This is a genomic window from Ekhidna algicida (genome assembly GCF_051379705.1).
Lineage (GTDB): Bacteria > Bacteroidota > Bacteroidia > Cytophagales > Cyclobacteriaceae > Ekhidna.
Genome location: NZ_CP179868.1, coordinates 1,733,017 through 1,755,062 on the forward strand (window position 1 = coordinate 1,733,017; position 22,046 = coordinate 1,755,062).

The window sequence follows — 22,046 nt, forward strand, 5'->3', positions numbered from 1 at the left end:
TGTGAAATTTTAATAGCAAGATTGAAACAAGCAAGACAATCATTTTTTAATTGTTGATGTCCCAAATATCGACGCGATTAGGTACTAGTTAGGAAGAATAGTCAATATTTCTTTGATTGACATGCAGTATTTATCCGCCTCTAATGATCGTTTGTTCTCCAAAATTGTTTCTGCAGTTTTCTTCATTGCTGGGAATGCTGCTCTCAAAAGGTGGTTGGCATATATCACAATGCTGAAACCCGCTTCATGGAGCTCTGCTTCTGTAAATTGATTATAAGAAGAAGGAACAGAAACTACTGGCACTTTAAATTCAAAATCCTGATATCGCTTCATAAATTCCATGATTTCACTTCCATCTTTGTGGCGGCTGTGAATCATAATTGCATCGGCTCCTGCCTCGATATATGCTTTTGCTCGTGTCAATGCATCTTCCATGCCATGCTCAGCAATCAGACTTTCAAGTCTCGCAATGATCATAAAGTCTTCCGTAACCTGAGATTTCTTACCTGTGTTAATCTTTTCACAGAAACCTTCAACTGTGTCTAGCTCCTGCTTTACCTCTGTCCCAAAAAGTGAATTTCTTTTCAGTCCAACTTTATCTTCAATAATTACCGCTGACACACCCAGTCGCTCAAGATTTCTTACCAACATAGCAAAGTGTTCTGTAACTCCGCCTGTATCGCCATCGAGAATGATCGGCTTGGTCGTGACATCCAAAATATCGTTGATGGTATTGAATCGTGAAGTTCTGTCCACATATTCTGTATCAGGTTTTCCTTTGGCTGTAGAGTCAGTCAGGGAGCTTACCCACATCGCGTCAAATTCACGAACTTCATTTTCGGCTGTTACTGAAGTTTGCTCCACAATAAGAGCAGAAATACCATTATGTGCTTCCATCACTCGTACAATATCTTTAGACTCTAAAAGTCTTCTGAGCATTCTTCTTCGAATGTCCGGAGTGGTTCCCACTTCCTTCATTGCAGCGCGCAATCCTGTTGATGAAATTCCTGATGTATATTCAGGTTCCACTAGTTCTCCGCCCCACTCTTCGAGCAACTTCACTACTTTATCTCTAATGTGTTTCTGCGGACCGCTTTTCCAATCGCTTCCGTGCACAACATAATCCGGCTTTAATGCACGAAGGTTCTCTTCGTAATCCAACTCTTGCTGAGGGATAACTTCATTGACTCCTTTGATATTTTCAAGGATCTTTTTTCTTTCGTCATAAGACAAAAAAGGTGTTCTACTGTATTTGCTTACTGCTTTGTCTGACAATAGGCCTACAGTTACTTCACCCAGCTCACGAGCTACTTCGATGATATTAACATGACCATGGTGAATGAGGTCTGTGCCCATTCCTACGTATACTTTCTTCATTGCGATTTAGAATATTCTATCTTCGTGGCAAATTAAGCTTAAAGGAACGGAAACACCGTCGAAAATCTAAATAGATGACGCAAACGATTGAAACTGCTGTAATTCTTGCTGCCGGTAGAGGCACCCGTCTACAACCGTATACTTTCGACATACCCAAGGGATTTATGCCTGTCGGTGATGAGCGATTAATTGAGCGATCAGTTCGTGTATTAAAAGAAAATGGCATTAAGCAAATAATTATTGGCACCGGCCATTTGCACGAACATTACGAAAAATTTGCGGAGGAAAATGGTCTCACCACTTTTTTAAGCCCAGATTTCGCAACTACTGGCAGTTTCCACACGCTTATATATGGTTCTGAATTAATCAAAGGTGATTTCCTATTGTTGGAATCTGACCTGCTTTATCATTCAGACGCCATCAAAGGTTTGCTAAATGCTAAGTCCAAAGATGTAATCCTTTGTAGTGGCTTTACTCAGTCAAATGATGAAGTCTATGTAGAAATTGACAATGGTAATCTCAAAAATCTTTCGAAAAAGAAAGACATCCTTGGTTCAGTCGATGCTGAGCTAGTTGGGATATGGAAAATATCTCTTGGCTTGTTGGAGAAGCTTAAATCACATCATAATGAAGCTGATGACGCATTAAAGAAAGATTATGAAGTTGCCATCGCACAGATATCCCAAAAACATACGGTGTCAGCATTAAAGCTCAATGATCTTGCTTGGTGCGAGATTGATAATCAAGAACACCTAGAAAGAGCTAAGAAAGACATACTGCCACGTCTCGATTAACTTGGCGCGTGTGGGTTGCCAACCATGTATCGAGGATCATTGATGTTTTTTCTTTTATCCTCGTAGTATTTTTCTCGCATATCTCCCATTGCCTTGGGATTATACACACCATAAAGAATCCTTCTTCCAGTATTGGAATTATTTATTGCGGACCTATGTGGCAATCGTTCAGTGAATAAGACTACATCGCCAGGACCAGTTTCCAATTGTAGCCACTCTAGCTGGTTTTCTACTGACTGGGCCATTTTGGAAAAATTGGGATGATCAGGATCCGGGCTTTCCATCGGGAGGATAGATAAGTCATTCAGTGCCCAATTAGGCACCACTTCTAGGCATCCATTTTCTTTGGTTGCCGGATCTATTCCAATCAGAATTGAAATATACGGAACGACATCTGCGTCAAAGGCTCTAAGTGAACCGCTTTCATAAGCGACACCATCCTGGTGTGCTGAATGAGCTCCTCCTCCAGGTGCTTTGAAATTGATTCGATCCTTATAAAGAATTGCTTCCTCTCCCATCAACTCACTAATTAGCGGAAGGATTGTATCATTGACTAAGAGATTCCCGAGTTCTTGATGATAAGGCACAAAATTCTCTATCCTTGATAGCTGTTCCGGGTTATGCATTTCGTAAAAGTTGAGTTGCTTGGACATATCCAAAGGCCACTTAGAAATATCCTTAACCCAATTTGAGATTTTTGAAATCTCTTTCGTAAAAACTCCCTTAAAGACTAAATAGGAGTTTTTAAACCAAAATTCTTTTTGGCTTTCAGTAAGTGTGATTTTTTCCATAATTATGGTAGTTGCTCAATTAAAGGACGAAATTGATATAGCAAAGTTCATGCTATTCGAGTTTTTTATTCCGTTTATTTTGGTGGGTGCCAAAGGCCTGTCTGACTATCTCGGCTACCTCCTGTCCCCAAATAGCCATACATCAACTCTAAGTAGCCTTTAGTATCATTAGGAACGGTCACATCTTCACCAAGAAATTTATCTTCTTTCAACGGCCAAATCAATTGTTTTGGAATATGTTGTCTCTCATTGGGATAAGTCGCTTCTACATAGCTGCGTACGGTTTCATCATGCTCTTGATAAAAAAAAACATCGAAATCATATCCCTTGTAAGAAAAGAAGACTTTAGGACCTTCATGATTGGCAGAAGTATCATAAAATTTCAACCCTTTAGGCATCTGATCTTTTAACTTTATTATAGCCTGGTAGGAGGTTTCCATCATTGCAACATCAACATCTATGTCATGTGGGATAATTCCTCCTGTTCGATGATATCCCAGCAAAGTCCCAAAATCTAGCCAAAATGGTTCTCCTGATTTTTTTAGCACAGATATCGACAGCCTATACATGTCTTCTAATATCTGAAGCTTTCGCTTTCTATATTGACCCGGCAATGCGAATAAAATTACATTTGCAATCCGTTGTAAGTACTGATAAATACGCAAGGGGTTCATTGTGTCTTTAAAATTTAAATCGAAGTAATGTCGAACAAGATAGAAGTTGATCTAGTCTATACGTGGGTAAATGGTGAAGATCCTGACTATATTAAGATTTGTCAAAGTTATGCAGATAATCCAAAAGACATCAATCCTGAGCGCTATCGTGATACTTATCAGCTACTAAAATACAGCTTACGCTCTGCAAAAAAATACCTTGACTGGTATAGAAACATCTACATCGTTACTGCCCGACCTCAAGTTCCGAGTTGGCTGGATACTAATCATCCCCGAATTAAGCTTGTCCATCACGATGAAATCATAGACAAAGAATATTTACCAACTTTTAATCCTAATTGTATTGAAAGTTTTCTGCATAAAATCCCAGGCTTAGCTGAGCACTTTTTATATATCAATGACGATTTCTTATTCGGAGCTAAAACATCCCAAGATATTTTCTTCAATAATGGGATTCACACTGTTTTTAACTCACTGGCTGGTGAAAATTTTGGTTGGAGAATTTATGATGGAAAGAATGATCTGATTGGACTGGGGATTATAGAACATACTCCCCTCTTCATAAAAAAGGAATTCTGGAACGCGATGACAGAGCTGTACCCGGAAAAACAGCATGAATCACGCGCTAACAAGTTTAGGAAATCAAGCGACTTAATGACTTACAAATTTTACAGATACTACATGATGAAGTATCAAAAAAAGCTTAGTTATCCAATTCCTCTGTGGAAACTTCTGAAAGTGAATTTCTTTCATAAAATAATGAATAAGCTAGATTATCAGAAAAAAGCTCTAGCAAAGATTGAAAATGAAAAGCCAAATTTCTATTGCTTAAATGATGATCAACGAGACAATCCTAATCCTGATGTAATCAAACTAGTACAGGAGTTTCTTAGCCGTAACTATCCTGATAAGTCCAGTTTTGAGTTGTAATTTTGCAGACGTTTTAAAATTCTCCATTGAATCTCCTGAAAATCAATTGAATAAGGAGGAAAACAATCTACAATGCGCGTCATAAGACTCCTTTTAGGATCATCAAGAAAACTATTTTTAGCGGCTGCTTTCACAAGTGTATTGACCGGACTATTCTCAACACTGGTTATCAAAACCGTACACGAGTCTATCCAGGGTGATGAGTTTAGCTTAAACCTCTTCCTTCAGAAATTTCTTTTCTTCTGGACCATGTATGGATTGCTGTCGGTGATCTCCTCCTATTCTGTTTCTAAGATGACGCAAAAGATCATCCATCAACTTAGAATCAAGCTTTCCAATAGTTTTTTGAAAGCAAGCTTCGAAACAATGGAGCATAACCAAAAGAAAATGCTTCCAATCCTTACTGAGGACGTCAAGACAATTGCTTACTCAATCGACAGGCTACCAAATGTTACCACGGGTTTAGCATCAATTATTGGCATTCTTGCCTACATGGTGTGGTACTCACCATTTCTATCTGGCGCCACAGTCCTAATCTTCGTTTTGGTATTTCTCTTTACGAAAGTTTTACTACCCTTCATTCGGAAATATGAAGATCAATCCCGAACACACTTAAACGATATTTTCGATTACTTCCATGGATTGGTTTTCGGGATAAAGGAGCTTGTGCTGAATAAGGAATCGCAGAAAAGATTCTTGAAGGACTTCATCATTCCTTCCAGCCAAAGGCAAAATGAAGCTTACCTAAAGGAAAGTGTTGCTGCAGCTATAATGAATCGGGCAACAGATATGATCTTGTTATTGGGCATAGCCGGACTAATAATTGCAGTGTTCAAACTTCAATTTGTGACGCTTGAGTTTTTTGGTCACTACTTGACACTTGTCCTTTTTACACTCGCTCCTCTTTCCACGGCAGCCGGCTTTTTTAGCGGTCTAAAAAGATTGGATGTTGCCCTTGAGCAAATAAACAAAGTTGGCCTTGAGCTGAAGCCTGATGGTGATTTCAATGAAGGCATGAGGCCTTTAGAGGAGCCCGAGAATGACAAATATGTCATCAAGCTCGATCAAATGAAGCACAGTTATTATCACACGGATATTGACCAGCATTTTGCCATGGGACCTATTGATCTTTCAATAGAAAAAGGTGAGATGCTTTTCGTAGTAGGAGGTAATGGAAGTGGTAAAACCACACTGGCTAAACTTTTACTGGGGCTTTACACGCCTCTATCCGGAAAGGTGTTTTATCGTGGACAAGAAATTACCGAGGATAACCTCTCAACCTATCGATCGAAATTTTCTGCAGTTTTCGTGGACTCTTACTTGTTTGAAGACTTCTTAAATGTCGATAAAGCATACCTGGCTGAGCATGGCGATATGCTGATAAAAATGTTTAAGCTAGAAAAAAAGGTAAAGATTAAAGATCATAAGTTCACCACAAAAAATCTGTCTGAAGGACAGAAGAAACGATTGGCTCTGATCATCTCTATTCTGGAAAACAAGGATATTTATCTGTTTGATGAGTGGGCAGCCAATCAGGATCCTTTATTCAAAGAAATCTTCTACAAAGAAATTCTTCCGTTTCTTCAATCGCTTGGCAAGACACAAATCGTGATCACCCATGATGATAGGTATTTTGACCTAGCAGACAGGGTAATCAAGCTTCGTGACGGGAATATAAGTGACTTTAAATCCAAGGACTAGCCTATTATAGCAAGCGCTTAATTCCTTGACTAAGTGTAATTCGAGGATACCAAGCGGTGAGCTTCTGGATTTTATCAATTGAAAGTACATTCGTTTTTACGTCAAAATCACGATCCTCGAGACGAATAATATCTAAGGGTCGGTGAATTAATTCTTCAAATATTATTCTGAGCTCATCTAGTGATGTGCCCTTACCGGATCCCATATTTAGCGTTTCGTTTTCTACCGACATGCAGCTTAAGATTCCTTTACAGAGATCATCTATGTGAATGAAGTCTCTTACGAGTTCGCCTTTACCCACCATTTTAATAGGTTGTTTGTGCTGTATCATATCCACCCAATGTCCAATTACACCCAAACCTTTTTTTAGACTAAATCCAGGGCCATATAAATTAGATGGTCTTAAAATCACATACTGCATCCCGCTCTTAACAGAAGCTTCTTTGATGGCCTCCTCTACCTTCAGTTTTACTGCTCCGTAAGCAGATACCGGATTCGTTGGGTGGATTTCATCAATTGGCAAGTATTCCGGCCGGCCATAGACCGTCCCTCCTGATGAAATAAAAATGAGCTTTGCTTTCTTTTCGATACAGACATCTATCAGATTTTTAGATGCAGCCCAATTCAATTCCATTTCTGCTTCTATATCTTCTCCAGTTACCGATGGATTGGATCTCCAAGCGGTATGAATAATTACATCTTTTGAATCTACACAGTCGGCTAGCTTCTGATCAGCAAGGTCCAACACATATTGCTCAGAGCCAATGTCTGAACTTAAATCTTCTAGAATGGGATGTATGTCAAGCAACTTCACAGAAGATATCTCAAAATCAGCTAAATGAGTTAACAGGCTCTTGCCGAGAAAACCATTCGCTCCTGTGATTAAAACGTTGCTCATCTTATTATTTTGATACAAGTGCCCAAAGGTAAAGCTCCGGTGATTATAAAATCCATGCGACTCAAAAGCAATTCATTACTCTATGGTGGTTTCTATATTTTTGCAGGAAAATCAACATTTTTTAGGGGTATTTATATCCCTCAATCTCATATCGAAATGACAAACAATTTTTTTATTTGAATATTTCGAAGTGCACGTTTTTCTGATTCACTAATGCCACAATACAATAACCACATTATTTCCGCAGGCGATAAAACCTTTTATCGTTGTTTTGTGCAATTTATGTATTCCTATGAGAGGCATCATGAATACGAAAACAGCAACTTAATATTCTTTGACCTTGGCCTATCGGATGATCAGCGGACGGAACTCAGTAAAAAAATCGAAAAGAGCCCTTGGTTGGAGGTGCGTTCATTCGACTTCTCAAAATATCCAGAATATTACGACCCCAGAAATCAAAACTACGCCTGGAAACCAACACTAATCCATGAGGTGTTTGAAGAAAAGAAGGGGAATGTTTTATACCTCGACAGTGCCAATCTTATACTTAGAAACTTGAAGCCTATTTGGGATCTCATTCAAAAGGAAGGAACATATGCTCCACTTTGCGGGTCAGGATCTCTCCAAGAATGGACATTGCAAGCCACTCTTGACTACCTGAAAGTATCTGAGGCTCATTGCAAAGAAAGAAACCGAGCTGGAAATACCATTGGGTTTTCGTATTCGCATGAGTCTGTGCGTTCTTTAGTTGCCCGTTGGAAGGATCTAGCTGCAATAGAAGCGTGCATTTATCCGGCAGGTGCCACCAGACATAATCACAAAAGTGATCAGTCGATTCTCACAATTTTATTGCTTCAACTACAGGAGAAGGGAGAAATTGAATTGACAGAGCAAGAAGTAGACATAAGTTCATCTCGTCCAACCAAATTTATAAGTGTAAGGAAAAAGGTGGGAGATAAAATGATACTTCCGATAGGGCCCATGACATATACATACTTTTTAATCCAGCGACAGATAGACATATTAGCCAATAAAATCCAAGGCAATTAATACCCAAAACTCATTTTTTAGACGAACTTAACTATACGGATTTGATCATCACATTTATCATCATAGGACTCGCACTTTTTCTGATTTTAGGATACAACTACCTATCAGGAAAAGCACTCATCAGAGACTTCATTCTCCACCTTAGATTGAAAAACACTAGTTTAAAATCTCTGGATGAAAAATGGAGCAAAGCTGAAAAAAAATCAGATGTCATAGTTTCTTTTACCACGATACCTGAGCGAATTGATAACATTGAAGGAACAATAAAAAGCTTGCTAATTCAAAGTGAGCTACCAAAAAGGATCAATATATACCTGCCCTACAAATCCTTTAGAAATGGTAAGGAGTATGTTATCCCAGAATGGTTGAAGAATCTCAAATCCGTAGATTTAGTTAGAATAGAAACAGACTATGGACCGGCTACCAAATTCATCCCGGCAATTCTCACACATGATCCCGATCAAAAAATCCTCGTGACCGATGATGATAATATTTATCCAACAAACTACCTGATGGAGCTAAATGAGGCCTCAGAAAAACACCCGGCTAAAGTAGTAGCTGCTAGTGGTTGGAGGGTTCCGGAGGATTTGATCGATCGACCTACCACGCTTATAAGTAATCTACTCAAAAAGCCACCCACACCAGTACCCGGCACCCGAATTACCAAACCTTACCCGATTGATATTCTACAAGGTTATTCAGCTTTTCTATTCAAACCATGCTTCTTTAATAGTGATGAAGTAACGAATTATGAAGGCGTACCGAACAATGTCCGTTTTGTTGACGATGTGTGGGTGAGTGTACACTGTAAAGTGGAGAAGATTGTGGTTCCGATGAGCCGATTTTGTTTTACACCTTTCTTTGAGCACGATTTTTTCAAATCTTCCAGCCTGGCCAAGATCAATAATTGGGGGAAGGAAGACTATTCGCAGAGAAACAATTCAATCGCCATTAAATTTTTTGAAGAAAAATGGCAGTAAAGGCGCTAAAACTCCACTATAAAAATGAGCATGTAAATTTGCCTTTTGGCATTTTATTTGAAGATACGAAACCAAATTATATCCAATTCGCTTAGTTAGAGTGATAAAGACATGAAAATTCTCAAAGCAATGAAATCAAACTTGATAGTCTTACTGGTACTTTTCCTTATGGGATGTGGCAGTTCCACTACCGAAAATAAGCAGACCGAAGCTCCACAAAAAAAAGCAACGCCACCACCTGCAAAAGTTCAGCAGAAAGCTGGTCCTACCTATGAGAGTTTCTACTATCCGGAATCTGTAGAGTTGGAAACTGTTTCCTTCACTGGCGAAATTGATCAGGAAACTGCACTTAAAATTGTTGTTAACTCACATGAAAAAGTGAAGGCAGATTTTCTGAATTATATGATGGAAGCCTACAAAACAGTGAATCCAACGTCGAGTCAGATAGAACCCATGTTTGATGCGGAGCATATCGGAAAATTCATAGTATGGCAATATGTGAAGGAAGATACTGAATGCTACCCGGCCATATTTGATGCATTAAAGACCGTTTTTACTAATGCAGATGAAGATGCATACATGCTTGCCAAATACGGCATCTACCAGATGATGATCTACGAATCCAAAAGATTAGATGTTAACTATAATGGTGATTTTAATCCATGGTTAAGCGGTAAGGTCTATGCAGAGTGGTTTGAATTAATCGATGAAATGGAGAGCGGCAGATCTTAAATTGATTGATGCGTATCCCAATACAGCCGTGTATTTATTCTGCAACTCAAAAGAAAAATTCTAAACACGGATAAAAGAAGCCTAGATGTTAACTTTGCGGCGAATTAATATTCTATGAAAGTTGTAATTCTAGCAGGAGGACTTGGTACTCGCCTGAGTGAGGAAACTCACCTAAAACCAAAACCGATGGTCGAAATAGGAGGCAATCCTATTCTATGGCACATCATGAAAATTTATTCAAGCTACGGGTTTAACGAGTTTGTCATATGTCTTGGCTACAAAGGATATGTCGTTAAAGAGTATTTCGCCAACTACTTTCTTCACCTATCAGACGTCACATTCGATTTGTCGAACAACAATGTGGAGTATCATAAAACTGAAGCTGAAGCCTGGAGGGTGAGCCTAATAGACACCGGGCATAAAAGCATGACAGGTGGCCGAATAAAGCGAGTAAAAGACTACATCAATAACGAACCATTCCTATTGACCTATGGAGATGGTGTAGGAAATGTCAAAATCGATGAGTTAGTCAAATTCCATGAAAATCATGGTAAACTGCTGACTGTGACTGCAGTGCAACCTTCCGGGCGTTTTGGGGCATTAAACCTGGACAATGCGGACAATGTAGACTCATTCATGGAAAAACCAAAGGGCGATGGATCATGGATCAATGGAGGCTTCTTCGTTTGCCAGCCAGAAGTTTTGGACTACATCGATAATGACGAAAGCATCTGGGAAAGAAAGCCCATGGAATCAATCGCCAAAGACAATCAGATGGCAGCCTTCAAGCATAGGGATTTCTGGAAACCAATGGATACACTAAGGGATAAGCAAGAACTCGAGAATCTTTGGGAATCCGGAAAAGCGCCCTGGAAAAACTGGTAAAACAAAATTCGAGTGAAAAAAGGCGAGATAGATTTGATCCAAAAGACCTACAAAGGCAAAAAGGTATTAGTAACCGGGCATACAGGCTTTAAAGGTTCCTGGCTGATTAGCTGGTTGGACATGCTTGGCGCAGAAATATTAGGATATAGCCTGGCGCCAGAAAATGACTATGATTTATACAATCGGATCAATTCCTCCATTCCACATGAATCTATCATTGCAGACATAAGAGATAAGCAAAAATTTGAGAAGACTGTTGTAGACTTTCAGCCGGATTTCATTTTCCATCTGGCAGCTCAGCCGTTGGTTAGGTATTCATACGAGCATCCCGTAGAGACCTACGAAACGAATGTAATAGGCACAGCCAATCTGCTCGCTAGCATGCGAAATCTGACCAAAAAATGTGCTGCGGTTTTTATTACGACAGATAAGGTCTACCATAATAATGAATGGGACCATCCTTATAGAGAGAACGATACACTAGGCGGCTATGACCCATATAGCTCTAGCAAGGCCTGCTGCGAATTGCTGATCGATTCATTTGGGAAATCTTATTTCAATAAGGACTCTTACCAAGACCATAGTATTTCTCTTTCAACCGCACGTGCAGGAAATGTCATCGGTGGTGGAGACTGGGCAAAAGATCGAATAGTGCCAGACATTGTACGTGCTTTAGAAAAAAGTGAAACAATCAACGTAAGGAATCCAGAATCAGTAAGGCCATGGCAACATGTCATTGAACCTCTTGGAGCTTATTTACTTTTAGGTGCCCGCTCTTACAACGATCATAAGATTGGCGGTGCCTGGAACTTTGGGCCGAATACCAACGACATTGTCACCGTTGGAGAATTGGTGAATCAGGCAATATCCGTTTGGGGGGAAGGCGACTATACTTCACCTAAGAATAATGATGGACCACATGAAGCAGGATTGTTAATGCTAGACATCAGTAAGTCGCTTAGAAAATTGAATTGGCACCCTGCCTATACTTCTAAGGAAGCAATTAAAATTACCATCAAATGGTACAAGAGCTTTCTTGAGGGTGGTAAAGCAGATGAGTTGATTAAAAAAGATATTAATAACTATTTAAATATTAACTAATGGAATTCAAGAATTTGGTTGACGAAAACCTGATAAATTCTTTGAAAGCAATTGCTTCTGAAAAAGTAACTCAGACAATTGTTCCGGGAGAAAACTATATCCCGGTAACCGGGAAAGTGTTGGATGAAAATGACCTTCTTATAGGAGTTGATGCGGTACTCGATGGCTGGCTTACAGCTGGCAGATTCGGAAAGAAGTTCGAATTCAAATTCGCTAAATACTTCGGGAGCAAGTCTTCCCTTTTGGTGAATAGTGGTTCTTCCGCAAATCTTGTTGCATTCTATGCACTTACCTCGCCAAAATTAGGAGATCGAGCGATTAAGCCGGGAGATGAGATTATAACTGTTGCAGCCGGATTTCCTACCACTGTAAATCCAATGATTCAATTCGGTGCAGTGCCCGTATTTATTGACATTGACATCCCTACGTACAATGCCAAAGCCGAATTAATCGAACAGGCGATTTCTCCAAAGACAAAAGCCATCATGATGGCTCACACTTTAGGAAATCCGTTTGACTTAAAAGTGGTCATGGATATTGCCGAAAAGTATAATCTATGGGTGATTGAAGATGATTGTGATTCTTTAGGAGCAACATTCAATGGTCAAAAAACAGGTTCGTTTGGAGATTTAGCAACGGTAAGTTTTTATCCGGCTCATCACATCACAATGGGAGAAGGTGGAGCAGTGCTAGTTAATAACATCAAGTTGAAGATGCTGGCCACCAGTTTCAGAGACTGGGGAAGGGACTGCTATTGCGATCCTGGAAAAGACAATACCTGTAATAAGCGCTTCGAATGGCAACTTGGCGAGCTTCCACTCGGATATGATCACAAGTATACCTACAGCCACATAGGCTTTAATCTTAAAGTGACAGATATGCAGGCCGCTATCGGTCTCAGTCAGCTTGAAAAAGCAGATCACTTTGTCGAGCGTAGAAGAGAAAATTATAAGACACTCTACAGTAAGCTGAAACAGTTCGAAGAGTATTTCATCCTACATGAAGCAACGCCTGGATCAAACCCAAGCTGGTTTGGATTTCTATTGACCATTCGGGATGGTGTAAACATCGATAGAAATGAGCTGGTACGATACCTTGAAGACAATAAAATTGGTACACGATTATTGTTTGCCGGAAACCTTATGCGCCAACCGGCCTATACAAACATCCAAAAAAGAACCGTCGGTACTTTTGAAAATACGGATAAAGTGATGAATGATTCTTTCTGGTTGGGTGTATGGCCTGGACTCAAGGAAGATCACTTTGAGTACATAGTAACCACCATTGGAAAGTTTCTTCAGTCCAAGTAATGGAATTCAACAAAACGGACATACCAGATTGTTATTTAATTACTCCGTTTAGTCATTCTGACGATCGTGGAGATTTTGTGAAATTCTACAATGCAGATGCTTACGCTAAAAATGAATTGAATTTTCAGATTAAGGAAATCTACTATTCAACTTCCAAAAAAGATGTGTTTCGAGGTTTCCACTTTCAAGCTCCACCATCTGATCATACGAAGATTGTCAATTGCTTCACAGGTTCAATCGTCGATTTTGTGTTGGATCTAAGAGTAAAGTCTCCTGCATTTGGACAATGTATTTCCTTGAATCTAAGTGCTGAAAATAAGCATGCGGTTTATATCCCGAAAGGATGTGCTCACGGCTTTCTTTCACTAGAAGACAACAGTATTGTCACCTACTTGCAGGAAACCGTCTATGATCCCAAGGCTGACAGTGGAATTTTATGGTCATCTGTAGATGTGCCATATGAAATGAAGGATCCTATTATTTCTGACAGAGATCAGGAGTTTCCGAGTTTACAACAATTCAAAAGTCCATTCTAGTGCGAATATTAATGACCGGAGCAACTGGATTTATTGGATCCAACCTCTTAAAAGCATGGTCTGCTTCACATGAGATAGGAATCATTGTAAGGCCCAATAGCAAAGTCTCAGATGAAGTTAAAAATCAAGCTGCCAAGCAATTCATGTATGATGGCGGTTTCGATAGCATCAATAAAGCGTTTGATTCATTCAGACCTGAAATTGTCATTCACTTAGCTTCTTACTACGTATACGAGCACAAGTCTGAGGAATTAGACACACTTATTGAAAGTAATGTTAAAGTGGGAACCTATCTGCTAGAAGCCATGAAGCAAAACGGTGTTAAGTACCTGATCAATACCGGTACTTCGTTTGAGCATTTTGGAGAGGAGGACAAAGCCGCTGTTAACTTATATGCTGCCACAAAACAGGCTTTTGGAGACTTGTGTAAATACTATTGCGATGCAGGTTTCATACGTGCAGTTACTTTAAAACTCTTTGACTCATACGGTGATGGAGATGAGCGCAAAAAACTGTTGAACTTGCTGAAGACCAACCTTCAAACTCAGGAGGAATTAAAGTTGTCACCCGGAGAACAGGTTATTGATATTGTACACGTCTCTGATTTGATATCAGCCTATCAGGTTGTACTAGAGAGCATGTCTACCTACAAGGAGAACTATCTGGAGTTTGGTTTGAGTGGGGAGCAGCGATGTACGCTAAAAGAACTAGTCGAACTTATTGAGCAAATCGCAGGTAAGAAAACAAACATCGCATGGGGTGCTCGGCCCTATCGGGATAGAGAGGTAATGCGCCCGTGGGAAAATTTCAAACCATTACCGGGGTGGAAGCCGCAAGTTTCACTTAATGAAGGAATCAAAAGGTTTTTAGCCTGAAAAGTGAATAAACCAATGGAACAAGAGAAAGAATTCAAGCTGCTGGTTGCTGTCACCAATCACAAACTCATTGCCGAAGCAATCGCATTGAAGATGACATTTGAACCTCATGTAGACACCATTTTAATTGACAATGACTCCACATTTGAAAGTGAGCGTGACAAGAGTGCTTTTACCTACACACTCGAGGGTGCCTACTACAGTGGACAGATCAATCAAGCCTATGAGCACATGAAGGATCAGTATACTCACCTACTCATCATCAACTCAGATATTACTTTCAATAGCGCCAATGAACTTATAGACAGAATCAAAGAAGTCTATACAGAGAATCCTGAAGTCGGTGTTTATGCACCATCTGCACACTATTCTCCGCACAACCACATGGCAAACTTTGGTACCGACGGATTAAGGAAAGTCACTTTTACTGATGGATTCTGCTACGTTATCCCAAAAGATTTCCTTGACATCATGTGTCCGATTGATTTGAGCGTAAACAAAATTGGGCATGGTGTGGAAATATTTCTGGGGTTCTTAGGCATCAAGCATAACAAGTGGACAGTGGTTGATGACTTCCTTTTGGTAAATCACCCCAGCGGTAGTGGCTATAGCAGTAAGGAGGCTAGAATGCAAAGAGATAGATGGTATGAAACAAAGAGCCGCGCGGCACAAGTTTTCCACTATTGGGTCTCAAAGGATATTCTCAAGAATCGTTTTGGATACAAATTTGTGAAGCTCCTTATGAAAATGTATCTACCGGAAAAGGAACAATAGAATACAGCTACATAACTTACATCAACATATATGGTAAGTATGTAGTTAGATTACTTAAGCACCACGAGTAAAGAACATTAAAATCATGGTTGGAATAGACATAGTAGACCTAAAAGATCCATCGTTCAACGAACGGGATGATAGAACCATAGACCTGATAAAAAATACAGAAGATGTTCACATTGAGCATCCTCACCTTTTTTGGATTCTTTGGTCCGCAAAAGAAGCCATATTTAAGTGCAGGAGAGAGCCAATTAATTTCGCTCCCACCAAGATCCCGGTTCAACTCAAAAGTAAAGATGACGGCATTACCTTCCAGTCGGGTAATCTTCGAGGAATGGTGCAGATTGAGGATGATTACATCCTGTCGATTTGCGGAGATCTTACATCACTTGAATCTCATGTATTCGAAAAGAAAGACGATAACTGGAGCGAGGGAATTCGGTTTATGATTATAGAATATTTTAGAGATTTAGGTCATGATTATCATATCGGTTCAGACGATCTGAACCTCCCGATTATTGAACCTTCAAAACAAGAGATATCTATTTCTCACCATGGCCGTTATGGTGCAGTAGCATTCCCTAAAAGTCTGCTTTAATCAATTCATTCATATCTATTAGCTCTCATGCGTAAAAAATATTTCATCGCTATTTTTCTCGTGGTATTCACCATGATGTTGTCCTCATTTGCTTTTTATACCTATCAGATCCTGTACACACCTAATGTCCTGATAGAAGAGGAAGATCGCTATTTTGCCATACCCAAAGGCACTACCTTCAAGCAGTTGCAAAACATGCTGGCAGAACAGCGAGTTGTAAATGACCTGGTTTCATTCAGCTTTCTGGCCAAGCTAAAAGACCTGGATACCAACGTGAAAAACGGGATGTATCTCATCAAAGGTGACATGACCAATATCGAGCTCATCAATCTGCTTAGATCAGGTGCTCAAGTACCGGTAAAGCTTACTTTCTCGAATGCACGACTACTGAATCAACTACCTAAAATTCTAACCTACAATTTAGAAATCGACTCAGCTGATCTTGCTCCACTGCTTTTGCATGATACAACGGCGACATACTACGGTTTCAACAAGGAAACTTTTATCAGCATGTTTATTCCCAATACCTATGAGGTGTATTGGACACTTACGCCTCGCGGATTGCTCGACAGGATGAAGCAAGAATACGATCGCTTCTGGACCGAAGAAAAAATACAGAAGGCTGAACAATTGGGTATGTCTCAAGCTGAGGTGTCTACTCTGGCTTCTATTGTACAGGGAGAAACTAATAAAATGGATGAAGCTCCGGCAATTGCAGGTGTGTATCTCAATCGTCTAAAAAGAAGAATTCCGTTGCAAGCGGATCCCACGCTCGTTTTTGCTATCGGCGATTTCAGTATCCGACGCATTCTGAATAAAGACAAAGAATTTGAATCTCCATACAACACGTATAAATATTACGGATTGCCTCCGGGTCCCATCAATATGCCTGGCATTCCTGCTTTGAATGCGGTCTTGAACTACGAAGATCATAATTACCTATATTTCTGTGCGAAAGCTGATTTCTCCGGTTACCATGCCTTTGCGCGTACCTTGAGAGAACACAACATAAACGCCAGACGATTTCAGCGAGCGCTGAATCAGGAAAGAATTTATAGATAATGTATACACACGAGACCGAAATACGCGTACGATACGCTGATACAGACAAAATGGGCTTTGCATACTATGGCAACTACCCAAAGTATTATGAGATCGCTCGTGTCGAGGGTTTTCGAGCGCTGGGATTCCCATATAAGGAAATGGAAGAAGGTGGCGTAGGCATGCCGGTACTGTCCATGAGCGTGAAGTATCACGGCCCGGCCAGATATGATGATTTGCTTACCGTGAAGCTTATTATACCTGAAATGCCCCGTGCCCGTATGTCGTTTCAATATGAAATCAGAAACGAGGAAGGCACGCTGATAAATACGGGAGAGACCATTTTGGCATTCATGAATATGGAGACGGGCAGGCCGGTAAAAATGCCTGAACGAATGAAAGAATCAATTTCCCCATTTTTCGAGTGAATAGAGTTTGTCTCTTTGCTGAAAACTACTACTTTTGCGATCCGATTTTCACGGCTTACCGCCGATGAATTTAAAAAGAGTAGAAAGCTGCTCGAAAGATGTTGCAGAGACCCAGAGGCGTGGCAGAGTGTCCTAGCCGGACGCGTACGAATGCGGCGGACCCGCCTAGGAGAAGACATAAAGAGTAGAAAGCTGCTCAAAAGATATTGCAGAGACCCAGAGGCGTGGCAGAGTGGTCGAATGCGGCGGTCTTGAAAACCGTTGTACCGCGAGGTACCGGGGGTTCGAATCCCTCCGCCTCTGCAAAATGAAAAGGTCAGTACTGATAGTGCTGGCCTTTTTCATTTTTCTATAGCGCCGGGGTTTTGAGAACCCAAAGGTTCGAAATGGAACAAAGTAGAATCTGGAATTCACAAAGGGTTGAGCGGAATGGCTGTTGGTATGAGTAATCCCTCCGCCTCTGTAGCACAAGCCCTGATGGAAACATCAGAGTTTTTTTGTTTCTACTCAAGGCAACACCTTTTAAACTTCTTTCCACTTCCACATGGACATGGTGAGTTTCGTCCAATCTCTTTTTCTACTAATTCTGAATGAGTTTCCCATGAGGCAAGATCTTGCCTAAATACCTCCGATAATAAATTATAAAGCTTTGGGTGTTTCTTCTGCAAAAGGTGAGGTTGCTCAAAGAAGTATTCACTAGCGACTGCAAAAAACTCTTGATGATTGGTAGTTGCATAACCATCAATATCCGATCTGCTCGCCAAAATATCTTTCGTCTTGACTCTAATAGTATTCAACCATAGCAATGAATATTTCTTTGATTCATATCCAGGTGGAATGCCGTCTATCAATCCGTCTTCTTTATCAAAAAGATGAACGAACTCATGTATGCCTACATTTTTTCTATCATTTCCTATTGCAAACCCTGCATGCAGTGCAGGCTTAGACAGGATCACTTTTCCTTCCATTGGACCACTCCCGACCATTCCTGTTATCACCTCGTCCTTACTACCAATAGCGTAGTTTCGATCGAAAGAGGATGGGTATAAGAGCACCTCATCAAGGAAACTATATTCCCAGGAGGGAAAACCAAAAAGTGGAATCACCGCACTACTCGCCACTAGCAATCGGTCTTCAAGCGTAACATCAGTCTTAACTCCTACAATTTTTGTGGTCGCTAAAAAACGTTGAATATCAATTTCAAACCGCCGACATTCTTCACCGGATAGCATTCTATAAAAGTCAACTTTCTCCAATATCTCTTTCCACTTTTGTGGAGTTTCGTATGCTTTGAATGACTTTTTCTTCCTGAACAGGAAATAAAAGGACAGCACAATAAGAGATAGAATAATTAAGAATGGAGTCACAAGTAACTAGTTAGAAAACAGCTCCTAAAATACGGCAGATTACACAGTAAGTACCAATGGTTTTCGTAGGAATTAGGGTATGAAAGAAGAGCTCACTCCGCTCCCGCCATTACGGCTCCACTATTGAAGCTTTGCTTCATTAAAGCCAGTTGCTCGGAAGAGCATAGGTTCGTTTCTTCCAGAAAGTGAAAAATATATTGACCAAACATCGGGTTGACTTTCATGCGTGAAACACCGGACATATCACTAACGATCATGTCAACGTCCTCATCCATGTGCGTGCTCATACCTAGGAATGAAGGTAAATTGCACTCAATGGCCAGTCGTAAAAAACGGATCTCAATGTTTTGGGGATCCTCTTTCACTGCAGCTTCTATCTGCTTGTCATACTTCACGACTTGCTTGAGTTTGTTGAATGGATTCCAAACAACCTGAGCAAGCAAAGCCTCAGAAACCGCCTGATACGCTTTTACCGTTGAAGTCGGGTTTTCAATATCCTTTAGGAAGTTGTGAAAGTTTCTGGAATCATCCGGATTTAATACAACCGCATGAAACTCTGTACGAATTTCATTTATGCTCTGCGCAGATAGGTTAGAAGCAAATAGGAGAAACAAAAATGTTGTAATGGCTTTCACACATATAAAAACCTGCGAATGGGCCAAAGTGTTTTATGAAAGCATCAGAAAGTCTGCAAGTAGACTTTTTTAGCCAAGGTAGAAATCATCCGCATCGGCCTGAAAAGGGAAGTCCTTGCGATAGGCATGCATCTCTTCTGCAGAAAGTGTGGTCGTCAAAATCACTTCCTTCCCCTCAGAAAACGCCAGTTCTTCACCTTTTGGTGTGTAAACTCCGGAATGCCCATTGTAACTTTTCGATGCTTCATCATCTCCCACACGATTGACACCTGCAGCATAAGCAAGATTCTCAATAGCTCTGGATTTAAGCAACGTGTCCCAGGCGTTTACTCGAGTATCCGGCCAGTTAGCCACATAAAGCACAAGATCATATTCGTAAAGGGCATTATCCGTTTTTCTGGATCTAGCCCATACCGGGAACCTCAGATCATAGCAAATCAATGGATGGATCTTCCAGCCCAAATATTCCAGAATAAGCCGATCCTGACCTGATGTAAATGTCTCACCTTCTGCCGCTAGCGTGAATAAATGCTTTTTGTCATACTGCTGCGATGAGCCATCTGGATAAACAAAATAAAGCCGATTGAAATACTGTCCTTGCTCTTTTATCATATAGCTGCCAGTAATTGCCACTTTTCGCTGAGTCGCCATTTGGCGCATCCATTTGAACGTTTTGCCGCCGGGAGGCTCAGCAAGTTGCTTGGCATTCATAGAAAAGCCCGTAGTAAACATTTCAGGAAGGACAACAAGATCTGTTTGATCGATAGACCAGATCATCTCTTCAAACATGGCCAGGTTGGCATCTATCTCCTCCCAGTGAAGGTTTGCTTGAATAAGTGAAATGGTTAGATCCTGCATTATCTCGGAACTTTCACTCGATATTCGGCGTCCGTTTTTCCTTTGCTAATATTCGCGAGCTTACCTTTTATCAACCGTTTTTTGAATGGCGTGAGGTAGTCCGTAAATAGTTTACCTTCAATGTGGTCGTATTCGTGTTGAATCACACGGGCTTTCATGCCATCGAAGGTTGCTTCGTGAAGTTCCCAGTTCTCATCAAAGTATTCGATTTTGATTTGAGGCTTGCGATTAACATCTGCACGCACACCTGGAATGCTCAAACAGCCTTCTTCGAAAGCCCATTCTTCACCGATCTCCTCGATCATGATTGGATTAATAAATGCCTGCTTCAAGCCATTCTCTTCATCTTCTTCCATGGGCATGGTGTCCACCACAAATACGCGTAATGATTCTCCTACCTGTGGAGCAGCCAAACCAACACCTTGGGCAGCATACATCGTTTCATACATGTTCTCGACAAATTCTTTTACTGATTCATCGTTTTCAGCAACCTCACTTGCTTTCTTTTTTAACACTGGATCTCCGTATAGTACGATAGGGAAAATCATGAAATACTTTCTAAATATGATTGTAAAATAATGGTCGCGCTCACCTTGTCCACATTGCCTTTGTTTCTTCTGTCTTTCTTCTTCATGCCCCCAGCAATCATAGCATCCATGGCCATCTTGGATGTAAAGCGTTCATCGTGCAAAATTAATTCCATTGAAGGGAATACTTTTTTGAATCGGTTAATAAATGCCTGAACCAGTGGAGTCGCATTGGTCGGTCTTCCATCGGTATTCTTAGGCATGCCGATAATAACCTTAATTACATCTTCTTTAATAAAATAGTCTTTCAAATAATTTTCTAAGGTATGAGTTGCAAGCACATCAAGTGGAGACGCAATTATTCCAATTGGATCTGTCACGGCCAAGCCTGTTCGCTTGGCACCATAGTCTATAGCCAATATCCTTGGCATTAATTAAGTGTAGTAAGGAGTTTGATTTTCTTATGAACAGCGGCTTCCAGCTCAATCGCTTTTGGAAAAAAGATATTGTTTTCGATTTCAGCATGATAAATCATTTCTCTATCAAATGCCTGAACTTCATGGATCAGCACACGGTCGTGTAGGTTTTTAGAATCGATAGATGAGGCGATAGATCGGATGGCTCCAAATTCATCCTCATCGCGATGCTCTTCAAATTCTGCTTGAAGTGAATATCCTTCAAAATCCATCATTAAACTAAAAGGAGCCTTACACGAACCTTTCTTGATAGTGCTTAGAAGTTCTATGTACTTGAAGGTGGTATCCTCCTCTTCATAGATATGTTTAATGAAATCTTCAACAAACTCAGGAAGTAAATTTTTCAATCCTTCAGTTCGATCCCACTTTCTTACTAAATGAACAATGAATGGTAGCTTTTCCTTGATAAATATATGATGGGCGTGCCTGAGGTATTCTGTCAAAAGCTCAATCGGATAGCTCTGGAGCTCTTGGAAACTGAATCGACTACAGGAATCAAATTCGTAGAAAGTTTTAATTACCTGTTGGCGTTCCAATCCACGTTCTGCGCAAATCTCCTTCAGTTTTCTGTCTGGCGCTTCAAAAAAGTCAATACCCAGGTAATGCAACGCGCGTGCATACACGCAGTTTTCATTGACAACTTCACCGATGGTTTTTTCGAAGACCATACACAAAAATAACTCCTTCATCGATGCAAGTCAACAG

The 22,046-nt window shown here is 40.4% G+C and carries 25 protein-coding genes and 1 tRNA gene; 16 read left to right on the plus strand and 10 right to left on the minus strand.

All coding sequences use genetic code 11. From position 1 onward, the window contains the following. Positions 1–84: 84 nt before the first annotated feature. Positions 85–1,377, minus strand: a complete 1,293-nt coding sequence (gene aepX / locus ACL8WY_RS07515; RefSeq protein WP_436517816.1) for a phosphoenolpyruvate mutase — start codon at positions 1,375–1,377, stop codon at positions 85–87. 74 nt (positions 1,378–1,451) lie between these two features. Between aepX and ACL8WY_RS07520 the strand changes: the two genes are divergently transcribed. Next, positions 1,452–2,171 (plus strand): NTP transferase domain-containing protein, encoded by a 720-nt coding sequence (locus ACL8WY_RS07520; RefSeq protein WP_436517817.1) that lies wholly within the window; start codon positions 1,452–1,454, stop codon positions 2,169–2,171. Here ACL8WY_RS07520 and ACL8WY_RS07525 read toward each other — a convergent pair. Together ACL8WY_RS07525 and ACL8WY_RS07530 are read right to left on the minus strand one after the other, a co-directional pair. Then, entirely contained in the window at positions 2,168–2,962 is a 795-nt protein-coding gene (locus ACL8WY_RS07525; protein WP_436517818.1) for a phytanoyl-CoA dioxygenase family protein, read from the minus strand. The genes ACL8WY_RS07520 and ACL8WY_RS07525 overlap by 4 nt on opposite strands. 74 nt (positions 2,963–3,036) lie before the next feature. Next, positions 3,037–3,636, minus strand: a complete 600-nt coding sequence (locus ACL8WY_RS07530; protein ID WP_436517819.1) for a LicD family protein — start codon at positions 3,634–3,636, stop codon at positions 3,037–3,039. 27 nt (positions 3,637–3,663) lie between these two features. On the opposite strand from ACL8WY_RS07530, the gene ACL8WY_RS07535 reads away from it, so the two are divergent. Both ACL8WY_RS07535 and ACL8WY_RS07540 read left to right on the plus strand, forming a co-directional pair. Continuing rightward, positions 3,664–4,566 carry a Stealth CR1 domain-containing protein gene (locus ACL8WY_RS07535; protein ID WP_436517820.1) on the plus strand — a complete coding sequence of 301 codons (903 nt, stop codon included), beginning with the start codon at positions 3,664–3,666 and terminating at the stop codon, positions 4,564–4,566. 72 nt (positions 4,567–4,638) lie between these two features. After that, complete coding sequence (locus tag ACL8WY_RS07540) at positions 4,639–6,267, plus strand: cyclic peptide export ABC transporter (RefSeq protein ID WP_436517821.1); 1,629 nt, start codon at positions 4,639–4,641, stop codon at positions 6,265–6,267. A gap of 4 nt (positions 6,268–6,271) precedes the next feature. On the opposite strand, the gene ACL8WY_RS07545 is transcribed toward ACL8WY_RS07540, so the two are convergent. Further along, positions 6,272–7,165, minus strand: coding sequence for an NAD-dependent epimerase/dehydratase family protein (locus tag ACL8WY_RS07545; RefSeq protein ID WP_436517822.1), 894 nt, complete (start codon positions 7,163–7,165; stop codon positions 6,272–6,274). 282 nt (positions 7,166–7,447) lie between these two features. On the opposite strand from ACL8WY_RS07545, the gene ACL8WY_RS07550 reads away from it, so the two are divergent. The 13 genes from ACL8WY_RS07550 (at position 7,448) to ACL8WY_RS07610 (ending at position 17,781) form a co-directional block, all read left to right on the plus strand. Next, positions 7,448–8,215 (plus strand): DUF1647 domain-containing protein, encoded by a 768-nt coding sequence (locus ACL8WY_RS07550; protein ID WP_436517823.1) that lies wholly within the window; start codon positions 7,448–7,450, stop codon positions 8,213–8,215. Positions 8,216–8,256: 41 nt separating this feature from the next. After that, positions 8,257–9,195, plus strand: coding sequence for a hypothetical protein (locus tag ACL8WY_RS07555; RefSeq protein WP_436517824.1), 939 nt, complete (start codon positions 8,257–8,259; stop codon positions 9,193–9,195). A gap of 129 nt (positions 9,196–9,324) precedes the next feature. Further along, on the plus strand, positions 9,325–9,927 hold the full coding sequence (locus tag ACL8WY_RS07560; protein WP_436517825.1) for a hypothetical protein: 603 nt from the start codon (positions 9,325–9,327) through the stop codon (positions 9,925–9,927). 114 nt (positions 9,928–10,041) lie between these two features. Then, positions 10,042–10,812: a glucose-1-phosphate cytidylyltransferase gene (gene rfbF, locus ACL8WY_RS07565; protein ID WP_436517826.1), complete on the plus strand. Its 771-nt coding sequence runs from the start codon at positions 10,042–10,044 to the stop codon at positions 10,810–10,812. Positions 10,813–10,824: 12 nt separating this feature from the next. Next, on the plus strand, positions 10,825–11,913 hold the full coding sequence (gene rfbG, locus ACL8WY_RS07570) for a CDP-glucose 4,6-dehydratase (RefSeq protein ID WP_436517827.1): 1,089 nt from the start codon (positions 10,825–10,827) through the stop codon (positions 11,911–11,913). Next, entirely contained in the window at positions 11,913–13,223 is a 1,311-nt protein-coding gene (gene rfbH, locus ACL8WY_RS07575; protein WP_436517828.1) for a lipopolysaccharide biosynthesis protein RfbH, read from the plus strand. Before rfbG ends, rfbH begins: the two co-directional genes overlap by 1 nt. Next, positions 13,223–13,759 carry a dTDP-4-dehydrorhamnose 3,5-epimerase family protein gene (locus ACL8WY_RS07580; RefSeq protein WP_436517829.1) on the plus strand — a complete coding sequence of 179 codons (537 nt, stop codon included), beginning with the start codon at positions 13,223–13,225 and terminating at the stop codon, positions 13,757–13,759. The genes rfbH and ACL8WY_RS07580 overlap by 1 nt, the downstream gene beginning before the upstream one ends. Next, a complete protein-coding gene (locus ACL8WY_RS07585; RefSeq protein ID WP_436517830.1) occupies positions 13,759–14,634 on the plus strand; it encodes an NAD-dependent epimerase/dehydratase family protein in 876 nt (291 codons plus the stop codon). The genes ACL8WY_RS07580 and ACL8WY_RS07585 overlap by 1 nt, the downstream gene beginning before the upstream one ends. 15 nt (positions 14,635–14,649) lie before the next feature. Beyond that, positions 14,650–15,408, plus strand: a complete 759-nt coding sequence (locus tag ACL8WY_RS07590) for a hypothetical protein (protein WP_436517831.1) — start codon at positions 14,650–14,652, stop codon at positions 15,406–15,408. An 85-nt stretch (positions 15,409–15,493) separates the two neighbouring features. After that, entirely contained in the window at positions 15,494–16,009 is a 516-nt protein-coding gene (locus tag ACL8WY_RS07595; protein WP_436517832.1) for a 4'-phosphopantetheinyl transferase family protein, read from the plus strand. 27 nt (positions 16,010–16,036) lie between these two features. Beyond that, positions 16,037–17,071, plus strand: coding sequence for an endolytic transglycosylase MltG (gene mltG / locus ACL8WY_RS07600; protein ID WP_436517833.1), 1,035 nt, complete (start codon positions 16,037–16,039; stop codon positions 17,069–17,071). Further along, positions 17,071–17,478 (plus strand): acyl-CoA thioesterase, encoded by a 408-nt coding sequence (locus ACL8WY_RS07605; RefSeq protein WP_436517834.1) that lies wholly within the window; start codon positions 17,071–17,073, stop codon positions 17,476–17,478. The genes mltG and ACL8WY_RS07605 overlap by 1 nt, the downstream gene beginning before the upstream one ends. A 218-nt stretch (positions 17,479–17,696) precedes the next feature. Beyond that, positions 17,697–17,781 (plus strand) — tRNA-Ser (locus ACL8WY_RS07610). A gap of 200 nt (positions 17,782–17,981) precedes the next feature. Here ACL8WY_RS07610 and ACL8WY_RS07615 read toward each other — a convergent pair. The 6 genes from ACL8WY_RS07615 to ACL8WY_RS07640 form a co-directional block, all read right to left on the minus strand. Next, a complete protein-coding gene (locus tag ACL8WY_RS07615; RefSeq protein WP_436517835.1) occupies positions 17,982–18,845 on the minus strand; it encodes a zinc-dependent peptidase in 864 nt (287 codons plus the stop codon). A 92-nt stretch (positions 18,846–18,937) separates the two neighbouring features. After that, entirely contained in the window at positions 18,938–19,480 is a 543-nt protein-coding gene (locus ACL8WY_RS07620; RefSeq protein WP_436517836.1) for a hypothetical protein, read from the minus strand. Positions 19,481–19,549: 69 nt separating this feature from the next. Further along, positions 19,550–20,338, minus strand: a complete 789-nt coding sequence (locus ACL8WY_RS07625) for an amidohydrolase (protein ID WP_436517837.1) — start codon at positions 20,336–20,338, stop codon at positions 19,550–19,552. Further along, on the minus strand, positions 20,338–20,886 hold the full coding sequence (gene def, locus ACL8WY_RS07630) for a peptide deformylase (protein ID WP_436517838.1): 549 nt from the start codon (positions 20,884–20,886) through the stop codon (positions 20,338–20,340). The genes ACL8WY_RS07625 and def overlap by 1 nt, the downstream gene beginning before the upstream one ends. After that, positions 20,883–21,296, minus strand: coding sequence for a Holliday junction resolvase RuvX (gene ruvX / locus ACL8WY_RS07635; RefSeq protein ID WP_436517839.1), 414 nt, complete (start codon positions 21,294–21,296; stop codon positions 20,883–20,885). The genes def and ruvX overlap by 4 nt, the downstream gene beginning before the upstream one ends. Continuing rightward, entirely contained in the window at positions 21,296–22,030 is a 735-nt protein-coding gene (locus tag ACL8WY_RS07640; protein ID WP_436517840.1) for a hypothetical protein, read from the minus strand. The genes ruvX and ACL8WY_RS07640 overlap by 1 nt, the downstream gene beginning before the upstream one ends. Between the last annotated feature and the right edge of the window lie 16 nt (positions 22,031–22,046).